This window comes from Phenylobacterium sp. GW821-FHT12F10, from assembly GCF_058806695.1.
In genome coordinates this window covers 848927-869622 of sequence record NZ_JBXAPY010000001.1, presented here as the reverse complement: position 1 = coordinate 869622, position 20696 = coordinate 848927, and the positions used below count along the sequence as shown (strand labels likewise).

The window sequence follows — 20696 nt, the reverse complement described above, 5'->3', positions numbered from 1 at the left end:
CCCCTCGCATCGGCCAGCAACGGCCGGATCAATACTACTTCAACGCTCCGGCGCGATCGGCTTCCGCCTGATGCCATCGCCAGGCGGTCTCGATGATGTCGGTCAGGCCGAAGCGCGGGGTCCAGCCCAGGACCTCGCGGGCCTTGCGGTTGTCGGCCACCAGGGCCGGGGCGTCGCCTGCGCGGCGCGGCGCGGGCTGGGCGTCGAAGGCGCCGCCGGAGACCTGCTTGATGGCCGCCACCAGCTCGCGGACGCTGGTCCCCGTGCCGGTGCCCAGGTTGAAAACCTCACTCGCCCCGCCCGCCAGCAGGTGGCGCAGAGCCAGGACATGGGCGTCGGCGAGGTCGAGCACGTGGATATAGTCGCGCACCGCGGTGCCGTCGGCGGTGGGATAGTCGTCGCCGAAGATCTTGAAGCCGTGGTTGGAGCCCATGGCCGCCCGGATGGCCAGCGGAATGGCGTGGGTCTCGGGCTCATGCCGCTCGCCGATCCGCCCCTGGGGGTCGCAGCCGGCGGCGTTGAAATAGCGCAGGATCACGGACCGGAAGCCGCTGTAGCGGTCCAGGTCCCGCAGGATCTGCTCCACCATCAGCTTGGAATGGCCGTAGGGGTTGAGCGGCGCCTGGGGATGGGTTTCGTCCATCGGCACGGTCTGCGGATCGCCGTAGGTGGCGCAGGTCGAGGAGAAGACCAGGGCGTCGACCCCGGCGCGGCGGGCGGCCTCGATCAGGTTCAGGGCGCCTGCGACATTGTTCTCATAGAAGCGGCCGGGATGCAGCACCGACTCGCCGACCTCGATCAGGGCGGCGAAGTGGATGACCGCCGCGGGCTTGTGGGCCGCGAAGACCTCATCCAGTCGTCTGGCGTCCCGGATATCCCCCACCTCGAGCGGGCCCCACTGGGCGAACTCGGCGTGGCCGTTCGACAGGTTGTCGAACACCACGGGCGCAAAGCCCGCCTCGGACAGGCGCAGGCAGGTGTGTGAGCCGATGTAACCCGCGCCGCCGCTGACCAGGATTGTCTGCATCTTTCCCCCGAGAACGCGGCTTAGGACAGGTGGAGGATCCCAGACCGCTAGGATCCCCTCACCTCTTAAGGATCAGAAGAAGCGTTCGCCGACCCGGATGGTGTCACCCGGCGCCACCAGGGTGGAGGTGCTCAGGGGAAACTCCTGCTCCACCGAACTGTCCGCGCGCTTGATGTACACCTTCTTGGTGTTGGCTCGGTAGGTGAAGCCGCCCGCCGTCGCCACCGCGTTCACCACCGTGAGCCCATTGGTGTAGGGATAGGTGTCGGGCTTCTCGACCTCGCCCAGAATGTAGAAGGGGCGATAGTTGAGGACCTCGACGCTGACCCGGGGCTCCTTGAGGTAGCCCTCCTTCAGCTTGGTTTCGACCTGGCTCTGGAATTCCGGAACCGAGAGACCGGCGGCCTTCACTTCCCCGATCAGGGGAAGCGACACCATGCCCGAGCCGCCGATGGAGAATTCGCCCGTCAGGGCTTCCTCGCCGAAGGTTATCACCCGGATCTTGTCGCCCGAGCCCATGCGGTATTCCGGAATGGAGCGCACGACCGCGACAGCGTCTGACTCTGCGGCCACAGCCAGCGAGGGCGCCAGCAGCAGGGCGGTTACGACGCCAAAGACCGCCATGACCAACGAAAACAACCTTTGCATCAATCTAGGCTCCACACACGTCCCTCGGGCTTGCTTCTACCGCACTGCGGCGAAGCACGGAATACCGACTTCAAGAATCGTTCCGAATCTTGCTTAACGCTCGGAAACTCTAAATCGGAGGGCAGTCGCTAATATACTTCACATTAATCCAGAATGAATGTGACGTTAATGTAAACATTTACGAAACCATGCCAATTCAGATCAATTACACTATGCCAATAGAGCCCCAATTAAGGCGCGTTAGATAAAACAAGATCACGGGAACTCCAGAACGGAGTGGGGTGATGATCTTGAATACGAAGGCGTTCGCTGCGGCGACTGTACTAATTTGCGCACTAGGGGCTTCGAGCCTGGCCAATGCTGGGGCGCCGGCGGCGAGCGGACCCATGCCGCTGAGCGGGCCTGCGGCGGCGCCGCAAGCCTATCTGGACTTCTGCAGCCGCCAGCCGCGCGATTGCCAGGTCAGCCGAGAGGCGGTGCTGTCTCAGATCGGCACGGCCGGAAACCTTCGTGAAGACGCCACGGCCCTGACCGCCACCATCGCCCGTCCGGCCGCCGCGGCCGCCGACCTTGCCTCCGCCGTCCATCGGATGACGGCGCGGGCCACCTTCCGGTTCGATGCAGAGGCGACCGACCGCATGGACTGGCGGTCGCTCGCGGAGTTCCGCCTGTTGGACGCGCCGGCCACGCCCGTGGATCAGGCCCGCATCTCCCTCGCCAGCTTCCGCTTTGAGGCGGTTTCCGAACCCGCGGCCGCCTTGCCGCAGCCGCAGCCCGAAGCGGGCGCCACCCTGGTCATGGACAGTCAGACCTGGGCGACGATCAATCGCGTCAACTCCAAGGTGAATCGCGATATCATCCGCAAGACCGACATCGACAACTATGGTGTCGAGGAATTCTGGAGCACGCCGCTCGAGGACGGTACGAAGTTCGGCGACTGCGAGGACTATGTGCTCGAGAAGCGCCGCGCGCTGATCGCCGAGGGCTTCCCCCCCAGCGCGCTCTCCATCGCCGTGGTGACCACGGCCTGGAACGCCACTCACGCGGTGCTGCTGGTGGCCGGGGACAAGGGTGAGTATGTGCTCGACAACCTCTCCCCCTGGGTCGTGCCCTGGAACGAGGCGCCCTACACCTTCCGCAAGCGCCAGGTGGCCGGGGACGCCTTCCACTGGGCGACCGTCACGCCGAGCGCCAGTTCCCTCAAGTACGCCGGGTTGAACTTGATCGCCCTGTAGGAAGCGATATTCCTACCGGCCGGTCCCGCAACCCAAGGTAACTTCGTGAGTGAACAGGCGTCCAAGGCGCGACATCCTGCACGCGCGCGTGTCCGATCCGACGCAGAGCCTGTGGGATTCTGGCCACCGCCGGAGGGAACCTGGGTCGCGCTGGCGGGCCTGCTGCCGATCTTCGCAGGACATTACCTCTATGCAGCGCTGGCTTCGGAGACGGCCTTCGCCTTGGTGATGGCTGAAACTCTGGTGCTCGGCGCCCTGCTCTGTCGCGCATCTTTCCGCAAAGATCTGGGCCGGATCACTGGCCTTGCCGCGCCCGCGATCTGCTTTGCCCTGGTGATTGCGGTCGGCGTGATCCAGTTGACGCCCTGGGCGCCGGGCGGGCCGCATCCGGTCTGGGCATATATTGGCCAGCCCCCCGGCTCGACCACGATCGACCGGTCGTCAACGGTCGTAGAGATCATCAAGCTGCTGGGCTTGGCCTGCATCTTCCTGGTGGGGGTCCTTACAGGCGCCTCAGACCGCAGGGCTCGCGCGGCCATTTACACAATGGTGGGGCTAGGCTTGATCCTGGCGCTCTGGGCGTTCTTCGGAAGCGTGACCGGGACGATATTCCAGACCGGGGGCAGACGGCTCGAGGGCCATTTCTTCAACCCCAATACCGCCGGCACCTTCATGGCCTGCATGTTGGTGTTGAGCATCGCTCTGCTCTTCCGACAATTTCGCGCGGCCAAGCCACAAAACCGCATCACCAGCACAGCGCCGCTGGCGGCGGTCGCTCTCACGTTCGCCGTCTGCCTGTTGATGACGGCGTCACGTGGCGCGGCGCTCGCGACATTGGTGGCGCTCGTCGGGTTTGCGATCCTACAGCTTTTCTCCGCCAAGCTGAAGATAACTCGGGCTGCGCTCACCGGCTTGGGCGCTGTGATTTTTGGGGCGATCGTTCTCTATGTGGCGGGAGATCTGGTGATCGATCGCTTCATGAACACCGACAAGGACGCTGTGGTCCGCACCGCGATCTGGGCGGAGCACTGGCAGGCTTTCCTGCGATCACCCCTGCTCGGGTATGGGTTCGGCACCTCCGAGGCGGTCAACAAAACCCTCATCACCACCACCAACTACGGCACGCTCTGGAACATTAAGGCGATCCTCAATGTCTACCTGCAGTGGCTGGAGCAGGCCGGGATTGTCGGCGCAGGGGCGATGTTCGCTGTTGTGGGACTTGTGGTCCTCAAAGCGGTCAGAGGCGCCCTCACCCGATCGCGGATGACGCTCGTTCTCATTGGGCTCATCTCGCTCGACGCCGTTTTCCTCGTCCACGGGGCCACCGACTTCGCCCTCGACGCCTATTCGATGGCCGCGATGTTCGCCTATGCCTTGGGGTTACAGTTTACCCTGTCGCAGGGTACGGCCCGATGAAGCGACCTCAAGTCATCCGGCTGATAGGCGCAGGCGCGTTGGCGGCCACCACCTTCTCCCTCGCGCTGATGCATCTCATTGCCCTGGCAATGGGCGGAGAACTCAAGGTCGGCGGCCTCAAGCTCGCCGTGGTGGCGTCGGGCTACGACCGCAGGGCCGAGCAACTGGTGGCGAGGCGAAGCCCGAACTTGGCGAATTTGACCGAAGCGGAGCGACTTTCCCGCCTCGCGATAGTGCAATTCCCCTATGACACGAGTGCTTGGCTCCGCATCGCTTATATTGACGGAATCCGGAACCTCGGCCTGTCGAAAGCCGGCGTCGCGGCGCTCTCCCGCTCCTATGATCTGGTCGCGGTCGACCCTCTGCTTGCGCCTTGGCGTATACATTTCGCGCTTGAGAATTGGGGTAACCTCCCGGCGGCATTGAGGATTTCAGCCGAAAGTGAAGCGCGGTCCCTGTCCGCCGACGGGGGCGGTCGGTCCAAGCTGCACGCCGCCCTTGCTGCGGTAAGCAATCCCGAGACAACGCCGGTGGCCCAGAAGTGGCTCGAACGATATGTCATCTCGCCGTCACGCGTTGAACAAGCAGCGCACGAAAATGCAGCGAAACACGATGGGTTACTAAAGAATTGAGCGAATCGACTTGCGGTCGCTCATGGGGTATGAGCCTAGGGTGTAACGCTGGGTATCCGGCATCGACTTGAGCCAGGGGATTAGCATGAACCTCAAGACACTCGGCATCGGCGCTTTGGCGCGAGCCCTCGCCTCCACCGCCGTGATCGGCGCCGTCAGTTTCGCGTCCTCCGGCGCCTACGCCCAGACGCCTGCGCAGGTCGAGACGGTCAAGCTTGGAGTCGAAGCCGTCATCCAACAGACCATCGCCGCCAATCCGAACATGACGCCCGAACAACTCTCCGCGGCGATCAAGGTGGCGGTGAACGCCTACCTGAACGATCCGGCCAACGGGTTCAGCGACACACTGAAGGCTCAGGCCCTGGCCGCTGTGCGCAAGGACACCACCTTCCAACAGGCCGTCGGCGGCAGCACGGCGGTTGACGGCGTTCAACTCGCTCTGTTCGGCACGACCGGCTCCACCGGCAGCATCGGCGGTTCCCCCGGTGGCGGCTCGAGCAACTTCGCTGCAGGCCCCGGTTCCAGCCCCGGCGGCGGCGGTGGCGGCTCTGGCGCCCACAACCTGTAATGATCTGTCGGCGGCGCGGAGGCGCCGCCGATAAGTTCATCGACTTGCTTTCCCCCTGCGGGGGGGCCTTCCAATGCCAAACCAAGTGAGGCCATCGTGACCGCCAATAAGCGCGTCCTTTTCGCGAGCGTCGCCATTGTGCTCTCCACAGGCGTGGGGGGCTCCGCATGGGCGCAGTCGACCGCGGGCGCTCTGGCGAGTACGAGCGCCAACAGCAATTTCGCTCGCGACCGCAGCGTGGCGGTCCGCGAGCGCCCCCATCCGGGCTATGAAGCCATCGGCATCCCGCTCGGCGCGTTCATGGCCTATCCGAAGCTGGGCGTTGGGGTCGAGCGGACGGATAACGTCTATGCTTCCTCCGCCCGCCAAGTCGATGACGTGATCTGGAAGGTGCAGCCCGAGGTCGTCGTGGCCAGCACCTGGTCGCGTCATTCCCTTCAGGCGTTCGCCCGCGGCAACATCAGCCGCTACAGCGACTTCGATAGCGAGAACACAGACGACTATACGCTGGGAGCGACGGGCCGCCTCGACATCACCCGGCGTTCAAATGTTACGGCCGGCGTCACCTATGGCAATCTCAGCGAACCGCGCACCTCTTCTAGTTCGCCAGTTCTGGCCGCCAAGTCGATCCAGTATGACAATACGACCGCCTTTGTGGTGGCCGGACGCGAGTTCAATCGCCTGAAGGTGTCCGCGCGGGTCGATCTGAGCAAGTTCGACTATCACGATGGCCGCACGACGACCGGCGTCAATGTTGAGCAGGACGACCGTGATCGCACGAACACCAGTCTGACGGCGCGGGCCGACTATGCGGTCAGCCCGGCGACAGCACTGTTCATCCAGGTCTCTGGCAACAAGCGCGACTATCGACTCGGCAAGCCTGCCGTCACCCTGATCCGCGACTCCGATGGTGTCGAAGCGCTGGCGGGCGCCAACTTCGAGATCGGCGCGCTGATGCGCGGCGAAGTCGGCGTTGGCTATCTCCGTCAGTCCTATGACGATCCAACCTTCAAGGATATCAGCGGTCTTGGCGCCCGGGCTCAGGTCGAGTGGTTCCCGACGGAACTAACCACGGTGACCGTCGCAGGCTCTCGCTCCGTCGAGGACAGCGGCATCGCGGGCTCGTCTGGCTACCTTTCCAGCAATCTGAGCGCTCAAATCGACCACGAATTGCTGCGAAATGTCTTGCTGACCGGCCAATTGGCCTACGGCAAGGATGAGTACGAAGGCGTGGCGCGGAATGACAAGCGGCTCACCGCCGGAGTCGGCGCGACCTATCTGCTTAATCGGCATGTCGGTCTGACGGTTAACTATAGCTATTACGATCAAAAATCGGACGGGGCTGCGGCCGGCGGCGATTTCAAGGTCAACAAGATCGGCGCGGGCGTGACGCTGCAGTTCTAAGCAGCATCTTGCCCTCCCCCGGGGGCGGGGTTGGCGTGATCATTGAAAGGCCGTGAGAGAGCGGACCTATTATGGGCCAGACGTTCGCAAGACGCCTGGCCCTAACCTTTAAGGCGTAAGTTGCATGAACCTGCATAGCCCCTCCCCCGTCGATGCCGATCCCGACTTCGGCGAGCGCGCTGCACCTGCAAACCTTTTGCCCGGACTATCGGAAGGGCTGGATTTGCGCCGAATTTTCGTTGCATTCCGCCGCCGCCTACGTCTGTTCACGGCCGTTGCCATCGCTGTGCTGTTAGCGTCGGTTCTGGTGACTTTACAGACCACGCCGAAGTACACGGCATCGGCCAGCGTCATGCTCGATACCCGTAAGGAGCGGGTGAGTAATGTCGAGGAGGTCCTCTCGGGTCTTCCAGCGGATTCCAGCGCAGTCGACACCGAAGTGGAGGTTTTGAAATCACGGCAACTCGCAGAACGGGTGGTCAAGAGCCTCAAGCTTGAGGAGGATCCGGAGTTCAACAGCGCTTTGCGAAAGCCCAGCGGCGTCAAGATGGTGCTTGGTGGCATCGGCAGCCTAGTGGGAGCAAAGGGCCCGGGCGTGGACCAAGTTACCGCCATGCAAGCTCAGAAGCGCCACGAGCAGATTGTCGATCACGTGTTAGGGGGCCTATCGGTCAAACGTGCCGGTCTGACCTATGTGATAAAGGTGAACTATGAGTCTGAGAATCCAGCGAAGGCTGCTGTCATTGCAAATAAGTTCTCCGAACTCTATCTGCTGGAACAGATGGAGGCCAAATTTGACGCCACGCAGCAGGCAACTAATTGGCTAAATGGTCGCCTCGGAGAGCTCCGCGGGCAGGTTCAAGCGGACGACGCCGCTGTTCAACAGTACAAGATCGCAAATAACCTGCTTAGCGCATCTGGCACCAATTTGACTGAACAAGAAATTTCGAACTACAATCTCACTCTTTCCCAGGCGCAAGCCCAAGTAGCCGAAGATCAGGCGCGGCTGTCCACTGCAAAGGCACAACTCTCTAAAGGCTCAACTGGAGACGATGTTGGAGAGGCACTTAGCTCGCCTGTAGTTCAGCAGCTTCGTCAGCAACGCGCGACAGTGAGCGCTCAAGTTGCGGACCTTCAAGGAAGGTACGGGGACAGGCACCCTGAGATGTTGAAAGCGAAGCGTCAGCTTTCCGACATTGACGGGCAGATCCAGCAAGAAATTCAGCGCATCATATCCAACCTCGAGGCCAAGACTTCGGTCTCTCGCCAGCGGGCGGCGGCAATCGGCGGGAGTCTTGGCGGCGCCAAAGGCACTCTCGCTGCCAACAGCCGAGCGATGGTCCGACTGAATGAACTCCAACGCGCAGCAGATGCAAGCAGAACCCTCTACGAAAGTTACCTCAATCGCTACAAGGAAACGAGTACGCAGCAGGGTATTGAACAGTCGGACGCTCGTGTTGTTTCGAAGGCTAAGATTCCCACTCGCCAGAGCTCGCCGAAGGTCGCGATGAATCTATTCCTGGGCATCCTCCTAGCTATTGGCGCTGGCTGCGGCGCAATTATATTCGCCGAAATGTTAGATGCGGGCCTAGCAACCGCCGAAGATGTCGAACGCCGCCTTGAAACCTCTTACCTTGGTGCTATCCCCCTACTTGCATCAGTCGCTGAGGGAAAGGCCAGTTCGCCAATCGACTACGTCGTTGAGAAGCCCCTTTCTAGCTTCTCGGAAGCCTTCCGCAACCTCAGGGCATCAATCACGTACTCCCGCTTGGGAGAACCAGTGAAAGTTGTCGCGGTGACATCAGCCCTTCCCGGAGAAGGCAAGACCACCACCTCGCTATGCCTCGCCCGATCATCAGCCTTGCAGGGCCTTCGCACCGTGATCGTAGACTGCGATCTGAGGCGGAGGACCGTTAATCGAATGTTAGAGCAGGAGCCTGAGCGCGGTCTGCTTGAGGTCCTTAGCGGCGAAACTTCCTTGGAGCAGGCATTAATCCTTGATCCCGTTAGCGGCGCGCAATTCCTGCCTCTCACGAAGGCAAATTACACCCCTAGGGACGTCTTTGGAACCGCAGCCATGGACAGGCTTTTGGCCGATCTTCGCGATCGATTTGACCTTGTGATCCTGGATACCGCGCCGTTGTTGCCTGTCGCAGATACCCGCGTCCTCGCTCCAAAGGCCGATGTGGTCGTCTTCCTCGCGCGCTGGCGGAAGACTCCACAACACGCCATTGAGGCCGCATTCCGTCTCCTTTCTGGCACAGGCTCCCACGTCGCAGGCGTGGCGCTCACACAGGTCGACATGAAGCAGCAGTCTAAGTACGGATACGGCGATCCCGGTTATTACTACACGGAATACAAAAAGTACTACACAAGCTGATCCGATGACTGCCGCTCACGCCTATAATCCCAACAAGTCTTTCCGCGTCTCACCTAGTTCGGAATGGGGCATGCGTGCCGCAATCAGAGGCACGCGTCTCAAATTGAGAGCACTTCCATGCAATCTCTGAACTTGAATTCCGATCCTTCTGCTCCCAGCGAAGGCGTGCCCCTATCATGCACTCTTCTCGGATCGTTTGAAGGCAAGGGAAGCAATCGGCTGATGGGGGCACCAACCGAACTTTCAGTCGGTGACTCATCATTGTGCCGGCACCCACTTAGCCGTCGAGCTCCTACCCCCTCAAAATCGTACCTGGCAGCGGAAGCCCCCATGCCGACACCCGGGATCTCTGCCTGCCGTTTACTCGACATCTCAATCGCATCGATCATGCTCGTCTTTTTTGCGCCACTGATGGCAGCGGTGGCGCTGGCCATTCTCGTCCATGACGGTGGGCCGGTCCTATTCGGTCACAGCCGCTACGGCTTACATGGCAAGACGTTTCGGTGCTGGAAATTTCGCAGCATGGTAACAGATGCAGAGGCCCGATTAGCATCCCTGCTCGCCCGCGACGCGAGCGCGCGCGCAGAGTGGGAAGCCGATCAGAAACTCCGCGCGGACCCCCGGGTAACGCCACTGGGAAAGTTCCTTCGCTCATCAAGCATCGACGAACTCCCACAGTTATTCAACGTCTTGACTGGCGAGATGAGTCTCGTCGGCCCGAGGCCTATCGTCCGAGAAGAACTCGAACGATATGGCCGAAGGGCCAAGTCCTACTTTGCCGTCCAGCCGGGAATTACGGGGTTATGGCAAGTGAATGGAAGAAATAGTGTAAGTTACCGACGTCGGATTGCGTTCGATGTTCTCTATTCAAGACGCCGCTCCCTGAAATTGAACCTGGGAATTCTCCTGGCAACCATTCCGGCCGTGCTAACACGGAGTGGTTCTTATTGAGCGGCAGAGTGTGTCAGCCAAAATTTCTTCACGACTGACCAGCTTCGCCTGGCACTCGATGTAGGGCTGCCCAATTGGCCGCCTAATTTTAGCTGACAGGAGACAATAGAAGGAACTTCAAACTCTGGAAGCAGCCAAAATGGCTAAAGTACCTCAAATCAGCACATGCGTTCGCTCCACGTGCCCTCACATGCCCAAAGCCTCCGCTATGAAACGAACCTTCAGCGCCCATTCACCAAACCATCGATCTCTTACCCAGTATTGGCCGCGGGCTACGCAACTAGGGCTCCCCGAAATCGGCGCGCTTCCCAGAGGAATGGCAATAGAATCCTCTCTGGCTTAGAGCGATATGTGAGCTACGTTTGTGGTGCCATCAAATTCCCATCGCTGGGTATCGCAAGGCCCTACAGGACGGATTTCTCGTGCACCAAAGAGACCCCGAAATGCCCGCAACATCACAAACAGCGTTCGGTCAAATTCACTAAAATTCGAGCTAGGCAAAAATTATGGCGGACTCATCCGGCCCAAAGGTCGCTCTCATTACAGGAATTACGGGTCAGGATGGGGCATACCTAGCCGAGTTACTTCTCACGAAGGGCTATATCGTACATGGGATTAAGCGGCGGTCCTCTTCATTCAATACAGGCCGCATTGAGCACTTATACGAAGATCCGCATGTCGAAAATCCGCGCCTCACATTACACTATGGTGATCTAACAGACGCCACGAACCTTATTCGCATCGTGCAGGAAGTTCAGCCGGACGAGATATATAATCTGGCGGCCCAGAGTCACGTTCAAGTTAGTTTTGAAACTCCAGAATATACGGCGAATTCAGACGGTCTTGGAACGCTTCGGATCTTGGAAGCCATCAGAATTCTAGGCTTGGCCGGAAAGACAAAATTTTACCAGGCATCCACTTCCGAACTATTTGGTTTGGTCCAGCAGGTTCCGCAATCAGAGACAACGCCGTTCTACCCGAGGTCACCATATGCGGCGGCGAAACTATATGCTTACTGGATAGTTGTTAACTATCGAGAGGCGTACAATATGTTTGCCTGCAACGGGATTCTCTTCAATCATGAGAGCCCGCTCCGGGGGGAGACCTTTGTAACGCGAAAGATCACACGAGCGGCCGCAGCGATCAGCCTTGGCCGGCAAGAGGCGCTGTATCTCGGAAATTTAGATGCGAAACGCGATTGGGGCCATGCTCGAGAGTATGTTTACGGCATGTGGCTCATGCTTCAGCAGGAGAAGCCCTCCGATTTCGTTCTCGCGACGGGGATAACGACAACCGTTCGGCAATTCGCCGAGTGGGCATTCCAGGATGTCGGAATATCAATTCGCTGGGAAGGAAGTGGCATCACCGAAAGCGGAGTCGATGCCACGAGCGGAAAGACCCTCGTTCGTATAGATCCGCGCTACTTCCGTCCCACTGAAGTTGATTTGCTAATCGGAGACCCGCGAAAGGCCCAGGACGTCTTGGGATGGAAACCTGAGATAGATGTAAGGTCGCTCGTAAAGGAGATGGTGCAAGCGGACTTGGTCGCAGCCACGACCAAGCCTTTAAAGGGCGGGCCTGCTTAGATGCCTTTCTTGGAAGATAAGACGGTTTGGGTCGCTGGCCATCAGGGAATGGTCGGCTCCGCGATTGCTCGTCGTCTTCAGACTGAAAATTGCGACTTACTGTCTGTAAGTAAAAGCGAGCTGGACCTTACGCGCCAAGATGATACCGCTCAGTGGATATCTCAAAACCGACCTGACGTTATAGTAATCGCCGCCGCTCGCGTTGGCGGAATACTCGCCAATCAACGCAGCCCTGTAGATTTTCTACAGGACAACCTGCTCATCCAAACGAATATTATCCGGGCGGCATATCTTGCAGGAGTAAAAAAGCTACTCTTCCTCGGATCGAGCTGCATCTACCCCAAACTTGCGCCGCAGCCTATCCCCGAAGATGCACTCCTAACCGGGTCGTTAGAAGCAACGAACGAATGGTATGCGATAGCGAAAATTGCCGGCATCAAACTCGCTCAGGCTTATCGAAAACAGTATGGCGTCGACTACATCTCAGCCATGCCGACAAATATGTACGGGCCGAATGATAATTTTAGTGTGGACAGCAGCCACGTGCTCCCGGCGATTATTCGAAAGGCTCACGACGCAAAGCTGAACTCGTCCGACATTCTTACGTTGTGGGGAACCGGGTCACCTCTACGTGAATTTCTCTTTGTTGATGACTGCGCTGATGCTGTAGTTCATTTATTGAACCACTATTCTGACGCCTCTCACATAAACATAGGGAGTGGGGAGGAAGTCAACATCAGGAGCCTAGCGAAGCTTGTGGCTGATGTTGTCGGATTTGGTGGCAAAATTGAGTTCGATCCATCTTACCCGGACGGAACCCCCAGGAAGCTTCTCGACTCGCAGAAGCTGAACAGAATGGGCTGGACGCCAAAAGTGCATCTGAAACAGGGCATTCTTGAGACTTATCAGTGGTTTTTAGAATTTGCCACTTAATCGAGAAGCTTCAACAACTTACCTAATGAGCAACTCGGAAGGCCAATCATGAAATATCGCGTCCCCCTGGCGTACAATTCCTTCGGAGATGCTGAAAGCGCAGCCGCGATGGCGGTACTTCGCAGTGGACACATGACTCAGGGGCACGAGGTGTTGAGCTTCGAGCGTGAATTTGCAGACGCTCTGGGTTCTCGCCACGCGATAATGGTAAATTCTGGATCATCGGCCAATTTAATTGCGATCGAGGCAGTAACACACCTAAGCAGGAGTGCAGCGAGTTCAATTGGAACCTCCTTCCAGCCCGGCGATGAGGTAATCATCCAGGGATTGAACTGGCCTTCAACTATCACTCCCCTTCTTAACCAAGGGTTGGTGCCGGTCCTATGCGATGTAAACATCGATTCCCTTAACGCTGACGCCTCGTCCGTAGCAGCCCTTATCACAGACCGCACGAAAATGGTCATCTCGGTCCCTGTATTGGGAAACCCGTCTGGCGTGGAGGAAATCCAATCACTATGCTCTGATCGACAACTCGTGCTGATGGAGGATGCATGCGAGAGTCTTGGTGCGCTGACAAGCGCGGGACGAAATATTGGCACTATAGGTATTGCGTCGGCCTTTAGTTTCTACTTCTCTCATCACATTTCTACAATTGAAGGCGGCATAATACTGACCGATGACGATGAGTTGGCTGAAATCTGTTATTCTTTGCGGTCGCATGGCTGGACACGGCACATGCGGGCCGATAGCAGCCTATTTAAGGCCGACCTTGAGGGTATCGATCCTCGCTTCTGCTTCGCTCTACCCGGGTACAACGTTCGCTCGACGGACTTGAACGCGGCTATCGGTAGGGCGCAATTATCCAAAATGTCCGGAATGCTTGCCTCACGACGCCAGCTGACAGCCGGTCGCATAGCGGCGCTTGAGGGTCATCATGATACGCTTTACGTTCCGGGAGCCGAAATTATTGACCGGCACAGCTGGATGGCCACCCCACTGCTCTTTCGGGACGGAGCGCACAAGCGCCGTGGCCAAGCATGCCTTGAGCGTGCTGGCATAGAGACACGGCCAATTATTGTTGGAAATCTGCTGCGACATCCGATTGCAGTGAAGTTGAACCTTAGGTCTGACCAGCCGTCGCTGCCCGTCTGTGACGAGGTATTCGAGCGTGGCCTAATGATTGGTTTGAACCCATTCTCAGACGCTGAGACCGAAGCTCTCGTTCATAGTGCCCTTCAAGCGGCCGCAGGCGCATAAAGATGAAGCTAGGCCTAACGGGTGCAACCGGGGTTCTTGGGAGCAGGCTAAGCGCTGAGTTCACACACCACGGTGTCACGCCCTCCATGTTCGCGGGGGACGTGAGAGACAGGGACGCTGTGGCGTCGTGGTGCGAAGGGTTGGACCTGGTAATCCACGCTGCAGCTATTGTCCCCGTCGGCTCCGTTGAACGAGACCCAGGCTTAGCCATTTCCGTAAATGTCGCAGGCACTGCTAACGTGGCCTGGGCAGTTGGCAAGAATGCCGGGCGCCTCGTGTACATTTCCACGTCACACGTCTACGAGCCGTCCACGTCAGAGCTAAAGGAGAGCGCACCGACCGGCCCCACCTCGCTTTACGGCCTAACCAAGTTGCAGGGAGAAGATTGGGTTCAGCGTCTTTGCGAGGACTCTCTTATTCTGAGGATTTTTAGCTACTTTGACGAGCGTCAATCTCAGAGCTTTCTGGTACCGAACCTGACTCAACGAATCCTCAACGCGCCACCCAACTCAGAGATCGCGCTGCAAGGGGCGCAGAGCGTGCGTGATTTTGCAGATGCTGCATGGCTCGCCAAGATCTGCCGACTATTGTCCTCACGCGAAGTGATCGGCGTTGTCAACTGTGGAACCGGAGAGGGAAGAACCGTTGGCGACCTGGCAATCCTACTGGCCGATTGCGCCGGTCGTTCGGACCTGCGCTTTCGGAACGAACCCACCGATGTGGCGTCAAACTTGGTTGCCGATGGCTCGCTGCTAACTTCAATGCTCCCGGATGCCCCTCCATTCGACTTGCGCTTGGCGCTCGGGCAGTACCTGCGTTCTACAGCGCGTCCATACATCGAAGACTAGAGCCCTTGCCCCCCCAATCCCCCCTCTTGAGTGTCGTAATACCGACATTAAATCGTGGAACCCATGTAGTCCGCGCTGTCTACTCTTGCCTTCACGCTGCCGAACAGTTTCCTGCTTCCAGAATCGAAATTATTGTTCTCGACAGCGAGAGCGATGACGGATCATGGCAGCTACTTCTGGATAACTTTGGGCATAGCGATCAGATTACGTTGGCTCAAAACCCGCGCGGCTCAGGGCCTACACGCAGTTGGCTTGATGGATTGTATTTAAGTCACGGCGAATATGTAACCTTTCTATGGTCTGACGACTATGTCGATGGCTCATTTTTCGATGTTTTGCTCTCCGGGTTCGCTCGAAACGATGCACTTTCTGTAGCGTCGGGAGTAGTGCGAGATGTCGATGACAGCACCCCATTCTCCAATGAAGGCGATGAGGCGCCAGTCACAGCTGAAGACGCTCTCTCGCGCTATTTCCAACTGCAGTTAAATGCGCGACAGCTCCCCGTTAGCCCCGCTTGCGCCCTATTTTCCCGAGCAGCGATAGACAATTGGGCGACCGCTGTAGAAACGTGGTGCAGAGAAACCTCCCTTCGGCAAGAATTGATGTGGCGGAGGGCTATTGGCCCTGATCTAATGATTTTTCTTGTGGCCATTGCAGTTGATCCTCGCCCATTTTCTCACACCTCCAGGATAGTTACTCAGTTTTCTTCCCACCCCGGATCGATAACTATATCCACTGAGCCGTGGAATATCCGAGCTGGATACTGGCTTGCGAAGCGTTGGTTTGTAGCTCATGGAATGATGCGCATCGAACCGAGCGCCCGCGCCCCCCTCTATGCTGGTCACTTCCTTGAGGGAATTTCACTGCTTTTCTCCCTGCCAGCAAACACCTTGGGCGGCCGCAGGCGCGTTGGCCGAGCCGTGCTTGATGAACTCGCGAGCTCGTGTGTCCACGCATTGCAGAACTCGCCGAGTTGGCACCTTGTCCGAGCGCTTACAGCGGTGATCTGCGCCAAGCTGGTCTTTCGACTGACCGGTCCGCGTGGCACCGGCATGTCCTCTTAGAAGACGAATTGTTCTCCCTCATCGCCCATATGAATCCGCGCTTGCTGAGAGCGGTGGCAACTTCCGCCGCAGGCGGAGCCGCGGCGGCAGGCGCAGTACTTGTCACGTTCACCACGACCCCACTTCTGGTTCAACACCTTGGCATAGAACGTTATGGTGCCTGGGCGACCCTGTTCTCCTTTGTTGCTATCGCCGGGTTCCTCGATCTTGGTATTGGCAATAGCCTTCTCACAAGTCTCTCCCGATCCAATGGACGTGAGGATCGGCACGCTGCCCGTCGCTACGTAGCGGCAGCGGCAGTTGCGCTATGCTTCATCGGGTCCTCTATTGGGATTGGACTCTTATTTGTCTGGCCCCACCTATCCTGGTCAGAGCTCTTTAGGGTCTCGGACGCCCTGGAGCGCGACATTGCATCCGCCGGGGCGATCCTAGCCTTCTTCACACTTGTTTCCCTTCCGCTCGCCATCATAACTAAAATTCAGTCAGCCTATCAGCGCGGGTACATCAACGCCTTCTTTGATACCGCCGCCAAATTGCTGACTATGGTCCTTGCCGTATCAATCCCACAAATTCTCGACTCCTTGGTGAGTGTTGCCGTCCTTTTTGCAGGACTGACGGCCATTGCATTGACCGCCAACGCCGCTTTTGGCTTTTCGGGCAGTTTTTCCTGGCTTTTGCCACGAATTCGCGACGTTGACTTGCGAGTGGTTCGTGAACTTGCCGGAAGTGGAGCGAGGTTTGCGGTTCTACAAATCGTAGTCTCTGCAGCTTTCTTCAGCGACAATCTTGTGGTGAATTACCTATACGGCCCTACTTTGGTGGCAACTTACGCCATCCCCAGGGCGCTCTTCCAAGTTGTTGCGTCATGTGCGTCACTTCTGCTCGTGCCTCTTTGGCCTGCGTATTCTGAGGCGATGGCACGCGGCGACCATTCTTGGGCCCGCCGGGTGCTTCTAGGTTCGACCGCTTGTATTGGTGTCCTCACGGTGGCCGCTTCCGCAGTCATCGTCATTTTTCGGCAGCCCCTTCTGCATACCTGGGTGGGACGTGACATACCCGTATCTTTGGGTTTGGCTTTGGGCCTTGCAGCGTGGTGTGTGGTAAGTTCCATCGGGAGCGGCCTTTCAATTTTTCTCAATGCGGCCATGAAGATCAACTTTCAGATCGTGACCGCCGTTCTAATGGCCATCGCTGCCGTCTCGTCAAAGTTGTACTTTGGAAACCTTTTTGGCCTCCAGGGTATCGTTTGGGGAACAGTGGCGAGCTATTCGATATTTTCTCTTATTCCAACTTCCGTGTACTTGACACTTTATGTAGTTCGACAATTGAAGCCTACAACTACCTAGACGATACATCCTATCGCAGATGAGCCAACCATGCTGGCCGAGATGGCAAACGTCCAACCAAATAGAACCGTCGCCGCAATCTTAACCTGCCACAACAGGAGGCCGCTAACCGTTGAATGTATTCGAGCCGCGCACCTCGCAGCCGCCAGAGCAAATATCCACCTTCTCGTCTATCTAGTGGATGACGGGTCTACGGATGGTACCGGCGACGCCGTAAAAGCTGAATTTCCAGAGGTCCAGCTCATCCGTGGCGACGGAACACTTTATTGGAATGGAGGCATGCGCGCTGCGTGGCGAAGTGCAGCCTCCAGCTGCGCCGACTTCTACCTCTGGCTAAATGATGATTTGGCGATTTCGGAAGACTCAATTGCGCAGGCTCTCCAACTCTACGCTGCGACCTGCTCGGGTAGCGGGCCGCGTGTTATAGTCTGCGGGCGCACGATTGATCCTAACTCCGGCCATACAAGCTACGGAGGGCTAACGCGGGATCAGGGAGGCTCGAGACTGAGGCTTAGACTTCTCACTGAAGCTGAGCATGACTGCCTAACTTTCAATGGCAACTTCGTTCTAGTGCCCGCATGTGGGCTCGACGAGATCGGGGTCCACTCACACGCTTACCGTCATCACTTTGGCGATACGGACTACGGCTTACGGGCGACCCAGCTCGGCTTCCGAATTGTTGAGCTTAAGGCACCAGTCGGGAATCAGGTCCACAATGCTGAGTTCGCAGCAAAGGGTAGCACCCTGACCATTGGAAATTTTCGCTACATATTTTTCGACCCAAAGGGCGTTCCGCCCGCAGAGTGGTTGCATTTTTGTCGAGCGCATGCTGGCCCTCTATGGCCGCTCCGCTTCGTATGGCGGTATGTAGTTTTGGCGTGGAATGGACTGGGGATCAAACGCTGGAAGCGCTCGTTGCGTTAGATGTGAGAGATATGCGTATTGCAGTTGGCCACAAGTTGAATCGAATTCTCTGATATGAATACGCTCTTTATAAATGGTCGCTTTCTCGAACAGCCTATGAGCGGGGTTCAACGGTATGCGTACGAGATCACTCGCAGCATTGACATTATCGCCTCACAGCGGGGAGACTTCGAGACTGTACTGCTAGTTCCGCCAACGGTCTCCCCGATCAGCTATCCCCCATTGAGCGCTACGAGTATAGCCAACGTGGGCCACTTTGGTGGTCACGCTTGGGAACAGCTTGCGCTTGCCGCCGCCGCTTCATCAGGGCCGCTAGCGAATCTTTGTGGCGCGGGGCCGCTCGTGCACAGGAACCAGCTTGTCATTATTCACGATGCTGCTGTGTTCGACGCTCCGAAACATTTCTCTCGCCGATATAGTTTCGCGCACAGGGTGCTTGGGCGAGCGTTATCACGCAGGGCTAAGATTGGCACGGTCTCCGCCTTCTCTGCTAGCCGCCTCAGTCAGGCCCTGGGTCTTGAGACAGAAAGCATAAGTGTATTACCGTGCGGTGCCGATCATCTGGATAGATTAACTCCAGATAGGTCGTTACTAGATTCTTTAGGTCTTCAGGGCACGCGTTTTTTTGTTACTGTTGGAAATCAATCCCCAAATAAAAATTTGTCATTGGTTGGAGAGGCGCTCCTACACATACCAACGCAGCTCGACTTCAAGGTAGTGTGCGTGGGTACTGGAAGCACAACTGTATTCGGGAGCTCTGAAATCGCAAATGGGCACATTGACGAGAGAATAATACTCGCTGGAAGGTGCACTGACGCCCAGCTCGCAGGCTTATACACCGAAGCAAGCGCTCTAGTATTTCCGAGCAAGTACGAAGGCTTTGGAATCCCACCCTTGGAGGCTATGAAATTTGGCTGCCCAGTGTTGGCATCTGATATTTCCGCTACTCGGGAGGTATGCGGCCCCGACGTACAATACTTTGCTCTTGGGCACGCGAAGGATTTGGCAATGTTGATGGTGAACGCCCTTGAACCGCACTGGTCTCGCAGAGATATGGCTCACAACGGCCGGGAGCGTGCGGACCATTTCAGGTGGATCGATACCGCAGCATCGATTTTGGAAGTTCTGGGCTTGGGCACGGCCGCGCTTGCGGGCGAGTCGCAGGGTAATGAGTAGGATGCGCCAACGCGGCCGGCATCCAAACACACCATATTGCGATCTATAATGGATCCTCTGAGCACTTCCCTCTACTGCCGCCAAGCGTGGGGCTGTGCTTATAGAAGTCAAGTTGACTCCGCTTCCGATCAGCGGGCTAGAGATCGACAGCAATGCCGCTGACTGAGATTTAACTTATGAAGGCCAGAGGATGAAAGCGTTAGTCGACATTTGGCGATCCACTGCCAAACTTTTCCCCATTCGAGCAACGATAACGGGCAAGAGATACTTTCTCTTGTTTGGACTGGCCGACTCCCTGCTACGAAAGGATGGTATGGGCAAGTTCTATACCCCATTGGGAGAATTGGAAGTTAGTAGGGAGCATGCGCCAGAACGCCTGTTGGAATACTATTTTTACAATCTACTACGATTCTACTCTCGCTCCCCTTTGGGGAAATTCATTGGTAAACTCAATGGAATCCCCGGGGACTTATTCATTGATATAGGCGCAAATCTCGGAATGTATTCGTACGTAGCCCGTCAACATGGCTACGATACGGTGCTGTTTGAGCCAGAGGAACGACACTTTTCCTATCTGGATCGGAATTCCGCAGTCCTTGGGACAGTTTACCGAATTGCACTTTCAGATCGGGAGGGTCTTATGCCCTTCTATACGCGTCCAGACAACTCCGGCGCTTCATCCTTGGTCTCTGACGCTTTATCTACCGTGCAGAGTTATAACATACCCGTTAGTACATTTTCGAAGATGGTCGATGACCAAGGTATTGTTGATCCCGCACGAGTTCGATTGGTCAAGATTGATGTCGAGGGCGCGGAGGCCGGCACCATTGGTGGGATGATACCTTTCCTGTCCAAAGGGCACAGGCCGGTCATTTGGTGTGAGGTTCGAGGAGACCGCGATGGGCGAGCCGCCGGAACATTCCGCACAATCTTGGAAATCCTCAAACCATTTGGGTATGACGCCCTGGCATCAGAGGATGACGCCCCCAAATTTATGACGGAAGAAGAAATGTCGGAGCTGGGAATCTTTGATCTGCTGCTTATTCCACAAGGACGGTCCGCGGTTCAACGTTGACGGAATAGAAGTGATCTTTGAGGTGATTGGGTCAGGAACTCAAAATCACAACGGTGGATGGGATTGACGTGATGGTGTGGACGACGCCCAGCCAACCGGGTTCGCTCACGTGTCGTCAATATGGACGTCATGTGCTGACGACCTCCAAGACGCAAGGGTGAAATGGACGTTCGGCGCTCGGTCGAGACGTTGACGCGCTCGAAGCGCGTAAGCGCTGTCCCGAGGC

18 protein-coding genes are annotated in these 20696 nt (G+C 57.5%); 16 read left to right on the top strand and 2 right to left on the bottom strand.

The annotated features are described in order from the left end of the window. Positions 1–34: 34 nt before the first annotated feature. Both galE and AC1RN5_RS04390 read right to left on the bottom strand, forming a co-directional pair. A complete protein-coding gene (gene galE / locus AC1RN5_RS04395) occupies positions 35–1027 on the bottom strand; it encodes a UDP-glucose 4-epimerase GalE (protein WP_493040030.1) in 993 nt (330 codons plus the stop codon). A 72-nt stretch (positions 1028–1099) separates the two neighbouring features. Beyond that, the gene (locus AC1RN5_RS04390) at positions 1100–1675 is read right to left on the bottom strand and encodes a polysaccharide biosynthesis/export family protein (protein ID WP_493040029.1); all 576 of its coding nucleotides are present in this window, start codon (positions 1673–1675) and stop codon (positions 1100–1102) included. Positions 1676–2061: 386 nt separating this feature from the next. On the opposite strand from AC1RN5_RS04390, the gene AC1RN5_RS04385 reads away from it, so the two are divergent. From AC1RN5_RS04385 to AC1RN5_RS04310, 16 genes are all read left to right on the top strand, one after another. Continuing rightward, positions 2062–2910: a transglutaminase-like cysteine peptidase gene (locus tag AC1RN5_RS04385; RefSeq protein WP_493040028.1), complete on the top strand. Its 849-nt coding sequence runs from the start codon at positions 2062–2064 to the stop codon at positions 2908–2910. Positions 2911–2955: 45 nt separating this feature from the next. Beyond that, on the top strand, positions 2956–4326 hold the full coding sequence (locus AC1RN5_RS04380; RefSeq protein WP_493040027.1) for an O-antigen ligase family protein: 1371 nt from the start codon (positions 2956–2958) through the stop codon (positions 4324–4326). Further along, positions 4323–4958, top strand: coding sequence for a hypothetical protein (locus tag AC1RN5_RS04375; protein WP_493040026.1), 636 nt, complete (start codon positions 4323–4325; stop codon positions 4956–4958). Before AC1RN5_RS04380 ends, AC1RN5_RS04375 begins: the two co-directional genes overlap by 4 nt. A gap of 85 nt (positions 4959–5043) precedes the next feature. Continuing rightward, positions 5044–5526 carry a hypothetical protein gene (locus AC1RN5_RS04370; protein ID WP_493040025.1) on the top strand — a complete coding sequence of 161 codons (483 nt, stop codon included), beginning with the start codon at positions 5044–5046 and terminating at the stop codon, positions 5524–5526. A 96-nt stretch (positions 5527–5622) separates the two neighbouring features. After that, a complete protein-coding gene (locus tag AC1RN5_RS04365) occupies positions 5623–6930 on the top strand; it encodes an outer membrane beta-barrel protein (RefSeq protein ID WP_493040024.1) in 1308 nt (435 codons plus the stop codon). Positions 6931–7054: 124 nt separating this feature from the next. Beyond that, entirely contained in the window at positions 7055–9310 is a 2256-nt protein-coding gene (locus AC1RN5_RS04360; protein WP_493040023.1) for a GumC family protein, read from the top strand. A gap of 330 nt (positions 9311–9640) precedes the next feature. Continuing rightward, entirely contained in the window at positions 9641–10261 is a 621-nt protein-coding gene (locus AC1RN5_RS04355) for a sugar transferase (protein ID WP_493040022.1), read from the top strand. 506 nt (positions 10262–10767) lie between these two features. Further along, positions 10768–11847, top strand: a complete 1080-nt coding sequence (gene gmd, locus AC1RN5_RS04350; RefSeq protein WP_493040021.1) for a GDP-mannose 4,6-dehydratase — start codon at positions 10768–10770, stop codon at positions 11845–11847. Positions 11848–11856: 9 nt separating this feature from the next. Next, a complete protein-coding gene (locus tag AC1RN5_RS04345) occupies positions 11857–12780 on the top strand; it encodes a GDP-L-fucose synthase family protein (protein ID WP_493040020.1) in 924 nt (307 codons plus the stop codon). 48 nt (positions 12781–12828) lie between these two features. Continuing rightward, positions 12829–14037: a DegT/DnrJ/EryC1/StrS family aminotransferase gene (locus tag AC1RN5_RS04340; protein WP_493040019.1), complete on the top strand. Its 1209-nt coding sequence runs from the start codon at positions 12829–12831 to the stop codon at positions 14035–14037. A gap of 2 nt (positions 14038–14039) precedes the next feature. Then, a complete protein-coding gene (locus AC1RN5_RS04335) occupies positions 14040–14885 on the top strand; it encodes an NAD-dependent epimerase/dehydratase family protein (protein WP_493040018.1) in 846 nt (281 codons plus the stop codon). Between the two features lie 5 nt (positions 14886–14890). Beyond that, positions 14891–15949: a glycosyltransferase family 2 protein gene (locus tag AC1RN5_RS04330; RefSeq protein ID WP_493040017.1), complete on the top strand. Its 1059-nt coding sequence runs from the start codon at positions 14891–14893 to the stop codon at positions 15947–15949. Between the two features lie 8 nt (positions 15950–15957). After that, complete coding sequence (locus AC1RN5_RS04325; RefSeq protein ID WP_493040016.1) at positions 15958–17295, top strand: lipopolysaccharide biosynthesis protein; 1338 nt, start codon at positions 15958–15960, stop codon at positions 17293–17295. Positions 17296–17325: 30 nt separating this feature from the next. Next, on the top strand, positions 17326–18219 hold the full coding sequence (locus AC1RN5_RS04320) for a glycosyltransferase family 2 protein (protein WP_493040015.1): 894 nt from the start codon (positions 17326–17328) through the stop codon (positions 18217–18219). Between the two features lie 54 nt (positions 18220–18273). Continuing rightward, positions 18274–19395, top strand: coding sequence for a glycosyltransferase family 4 protein (locus AC1RN5_RS04315; protein ID WP_493040014.1), 1122 nt, complete (start codon positions 18274–18276; stop codon positions 19393–19395). 313 nt (positions 19396–19708) lie between these two features. Next, positions 19709–20470 carry an FkbM family methyltransferase gene (locus AC1RN5_RS04310; RefSeq protein WP_493040013.1) on the top strand — a complete coding sequence of 254 codons (762 nt, stop codon included), beginning with the start codon at positions 19709–19711 and terminating at the stop codon, positions 20468–20470. Positions 20471–20696: the final 226 nt, after the last annotated feature.

What these genes read in the sequence shown, in the direction of transcription:
- galE (WP_493040030.1), bottom strand. Translation starts at nt 1,027, where the DNA reads ATGCAGACAATCCTGGTCAGCGGCGGCGCGGGTTACATCGGCTCACAC.
- AC1RN5_RS04390 (WP_493040029.1), bottom strand. Translation starts at nt 1,675, where the DNA reads ATGCAAAGGTTGTTTTCGTTGGTCATGGCGGTCTTTGGCGTCGTAACC.
- AC1RN5_RS04385 (WP_493040028.1), top strand. Translation starts at nt 2,062, where the DNA reads ATGCCGCTGAGCGGGCCTGCGGCGGCGCCGCAAGCCTATCTGGACTTC.
- AC1RN5_RS04375 (WP_493040026.1), top strand. Translation starts at nt 4,323, where the DNA reads ATGAAGCGACCTCAAGTCATCCGGCTGATAGGCGCAGGCGCGTTGGCG.
- AC1RN5_RS04370 (WP_493040025.1), top strand. Translation starts at nt 5,044, where the DNA reads ATGAACCTCAAGACACTCGGCATCGGCGCTTTGGCGCGAGCCCTCGCC.
- AC1RN5_RS04360 (WP_493040023.1), top strand. Translation starts at nt 7,055, where the DNA reads ATGAACCTGCATAGCCCCTCCCCCGTCGATGCCGATCCCGACTTCGGC.
- AC1RN5_RS04355 (WP_493040022.1), top strand. Translation starts at nt 9,641, where the DNA reads ATGCCGACACCCGGGATCTCTGCCTGCCGTTTACTCGACATCTCAATC.
- gmd (WP_493040021.1), top strand. Translation starts at nt 10,768, where the DNA reads ATGGCGGACTCATCCGGCCCAAAGGTCGCTCTCATTACAGGAATTACG.
- AC1RN5_RS04340 (WP_493040019.1), top strand. Translation starts at nt 12,829, where the DNA reads ATGAAATATCGCGTCCCCCTGGCGTACAATTCCTTCGGAGATGCTGAA.
- AC1RN5_RS04335 (WP_493040018.1), top strand. Translation starts at nt 14,040, where the DNA reads ATGAAGCTAGGCCTAACGGGTGCAACCGGGGTTCTTGGGAGCAGGCTA.
- AC1RN5_RS04320 (WP_493040015.1), top strand. Translation starts at nt 17,326, where the DNA reads ATGCTGGCCGAGATGGCAAACGTCCAACCAAATAGAACCGTCGCCGCA.
- AC1RN5_RS04315 (WP_493040014.1), top strand. Translation starts at nt 18,274, where the DNA reads ATGAATACGCTCTTTATAAATGGTCGCTTTCTCGAACAGCCTATGAGC.
- AC1RN5_RS04310 (WP_493040013.1), top strand. Translation starts at nt 19,709, where the DNA reads ATGGGCAAGTTCTATACCCCATTGGGAGAATTGGAAGTTAGTAGGGAG.